Consider the following 3,802-nt stretch of genomic DNA (forward strand, 5'->3'; position numbering starts at 1 on the left):
TCTCATTACCAGTGAAACCGGTGATTTAGCGTCATTACGCTATCTTGCTCATGATATTGAACATGAACTTCTGGATCGTGGTATCTCGCGAATCAATATTACAGGGCTGCCGCTGGAAGAGATTGCTATCCAGTTGGATAAAACCAAATTAGAAGCGCTGGGATTAGATCTGGATCAAGTGGCTAATCGTATTGCTCAACTGAGTCAGGATTTACCTGCCGGTGAAATTGGCAATGCTGAGAGCACCCGGCAGATTCGCAGTCTGGATCAGGGCCGAGATGTACAAGCATTTGCTGAATTTGCCCTGCAGTCTGATTTTGCCAATGGACTGGTCAAACTGGAAGATGTCGCAACGATTGAACGTCGGCCGTTACGTAAGCAGATGAATCTGTTTTATCAGGGGCAACCCGCTATTGAATTGGAGTTGCAACGTACTGAAAATGCCGACTCACTGAAAAGTGCTCGTGTGCTTGAACAATGGCTGGATGAAAGGGCCGGCACGCTACCAGATGGCGTTGAGCTGAAAGTATATGACGCAAGTTGGGAGCTGATTAAAGAACGTATTAATCTGCTTTTAAAAAACGGCCTGGGTGGCTTGTTGCTCGTGTTAGGCATTCTGTTTTTGTTTCTGCATGGCCGTGTGGCTTTTTGGGTCGCGGTGGGGATTCCGGTTTCCTTTATGGCCGCACTGGCTGTGCTATATGCCCTGGGTGGCAGTATCAATATGATCAGTTTGTTTGGTCTGATTATGTCGCTAGGGATTATTGTGGATGATGCCATCGTGGTAGGTGAGGATGCCTTTGCGCATTATCAAAGTGGTGAACCTTCTCTGACCGCTTCAGAGGGTGGTGCCAGACGGATGTTGGCACCGATTCTTTCTTCCTCTTTAACCACAATTTCATCTTTTATTCCGTTGATGCTCATCAGTGGTGTCATAGGTAATATTCTGTTTGATATTCCGTTTGTCGTGATTTGCGTGATTACCGCTTCGTTGATTGAATGTTTTTTAATTCTACCCGGTCACTTACGTCATAGTTTTCACAATATTCATCATGCCAAACCTTCCGCGATTCGTGCTCGACTGGACAGCGCTTTCAATTACCTTCGTGATGATCTTTTCCGACCGTTAGTAACCAAATCAGTTAAAAACCGGGGTTTAACGGTGAGTATTGCTATGGCTTTGCTGATCGTCAGTTTCGGATTACTGGTTGGCGGGCGAATCAGCTTTAACTTTTTCCCATCACCTGAAGGTACGACGGTGTTAGCCAATGCACGTTTTGTCGCTGGTACGCCACGCAGTGAAGTGAATAAATTTCTACAGCATATGACGGCCACATTACAAGAAACCGATCAGCAATGGGATCAACCGTTAGTTGATGTGGCAACCAGCAAGTTAGGCGCAGCGGGTACAGCCGGCGGCATGTCTGATGCTCAGGTTGATGATCGTTTTGCCTCCATGCAAGTTGAGCTAACGTCTCCGGATCAACGCGATGTCAGAAACCAGACATTTATCAATGCATGGCGTGAGAAGATCGTGATGCCAGCAGGTATTGAAACCTTCACCATTTCCGAACGTCGGGGTGGCCCACCGGGCAGTGATATTGATATCCGGTTGACCGGCGGGAATACCGATAATCTGAAAGCTGCTGCCAAAGACCTTATAGAAGCATTACAGCGTTATCCTGGCGTGAGTGCGATTGAAGATGATCTGCCTTATGGTCAATCACAACTGATATATCGTCTTAAGGAGCAGGGGCAAGTCCTGGGATTAACGGTCGAAGATGTGGGCAGACAATTACGTTCAGCTTATGACGGGCGCCTGGTGCAGATTTTTCAGGACGGCGATGATGAAGTCGAGGTCCGGGTAATGTTTCCGGATAGTCAGCGAAATACGCAGGCTTCTTTGGACGACTTTATGATCCGCTTGCCAGACGGTGGTAGTGTGCCACTGGACTCCGTGGTGCATTTTGATGCCCGACGTGGCTTTGATGTGTTACGCCATACCGATACCCGTCTGGCCGTACATGTGACAGCGACGGTGGACAGTCAAGTCACCAATAACAATGTGATTCTTGCCGACTTACAAGGTGAATTCCTGCCCGAGCTGATGGCCCGTTATGGCATACAGGTAGTCTTTGAAGGCAGAGCCGAAGAACAGGCCGACACGATTGGTGATATGAAACAGGGTGTTCTGTTGGCGTTTGCGTTGATTTATATCATTCTCGCCTGGGTATTTGCGTCTTATGGCTGGCCATTAGTGGTGATGACAGCAATCCCTTTTGGTCTTATTGGTGCTTTGGTGGGCCACTGGTTATTAAATATTGATCTGACCATTCTGTCTTTATTTGGCATATTTGGTTTGTCGGGTATCGTGGTGAACAATGCGATTATACTGGTGACATTTTTTAAAAATTTGCGAGAAAAGGGGCTGGATATACAAAATGCGATTATTGAAGCCTCGGTTTTACGTTTAAGAGCCGTATTATTAACATCATTAACCACGATTGGTGGCCTGACACCTTTGTTATTTGAAACCTCGCCGCAGGCGCAGTTTTTAATTCCAATGGCGGTATCGATTTCATTTGGGTTAATGTTTGCGACGATTTTAGTGTTATTGGTCATTCCAGCATTATTATCATTTCATGAAAGCATTGCTGGAAAGTTTGCCGAGCTTCGAGCTGGTAAAGCGGCCACCACCGAATAAGGGAGAGAACATGAATTTGCGTGTAGTTTGTTTGTTATTCGGAATTGGCTGTGCTGTATCAAGTAACAGTGCTCTTGCAGATGATGCGCCCATCACCTTGAAAACATTGACCGATTATGTTTTCACGCATCACCCTGCGAGACAAGCTGAATCCAGTATGGATGCTCTGGCTCAGAGCCGTTCCACACTTGCTGGCAAACTATTTGCTGAGCCTTTGAGTTTGTCGGTTAATCATTTTAATGATGTTATTGGCAGCAGTGATGGGCTGCAGGAGTGGGAGTCCTCTGTTGAGATGCCGATTTGGCTACCGGGTGAAAAGCGTCAGCAACAGAATCTGTCACGTCAGCTGGCCGCAGAAGTTCCCTATTATCAACAGCGTATCCGATTGGATGCCTCTGCTCAGGTAAGGCGCCATGTTTGGTTGGTGATGCTCTCAGCCGCCAAAGTACGTCATGCGGAATCCTTATTGGAAAATGCTGATAACTTACTGAAAAATGTAGAAAATCGAGTTAAAGGCGGTGATTTGGCGACTTCAGAATCACTTCTGGCAAAAAGTCATCAGCTGGAAATGCAATCACAATTAGCCTCAGCCAAAATGGAGCTACAGCAGAGTCTGAATCAGTATCACTATTTAACGGGGCAACAAGTCTTACCTGATGTGATTGAAGAAGCTTTACCGTCAGTCACTGAAATAGATCATGGACATCCTTTGCTGGCAGAACTTGAACAACAAATTGCCAGACAGCGTAGTGAAATGGCAAATGCGCGTTACGATAATGTGAGTCACCCGAGTTTATCCTTGGGTGTGAAGCGTGAGCGGGATGAACACGCCGATCCCTATAACAACAGTATTGGCGTTGGGGTCAGCTTTGCACTGAATGATGAAGCCTATCAGCAACCGGCTATTGCAGAAGCCAGTCGACAATTGGCTGATTTGCAGATCGCTCACCAACAACAAAAACGTCGACTGGAAGCGGAATTGCTGGCTGCTATGGATAATCTTAAAACATTGCAGCACAGACAAAGCTTATTAAAAGAGCAGTATGAGGTTAGTCAGCAGTATGTCGATATGCAGCAACGCAGCTTTGACATGGGAGG

Annotated in this window: 2 protein-coding genes; both read left to right on the forward strand. The window is 46.6% G+C overall.

Annotated elements, in window-relative coordinates; genetic code table 11:
• The coding region (locus tag LGT40_RS00690) for an efflux RND transporter permease subunit (protein ID WP_226343124.1) at positions 1–2,704 on the forward strand (2,704 nt) is incomplete at its 5' end.
• A gap of 10 nt (positions 2,705–2,714) precedes the next feature.
• The coding region (locus LGT40_RS00695) for a TolC family protein (protein WP_226343125.1) at positions 2,715–3,802 on the forward strand (1,088 nt) is incomplete at its 3' end.

Source organism: Methylophaga pinxianii, assembly GCF_020447225.1.
GTDB classification, from domain to species: domain Bacteria; phylum Pseudomonadota; class Gammaproteobacteria; order Nitrosococcales; family Methylophagaceae; genus Methylophaga; species Methylophaga pinxianii.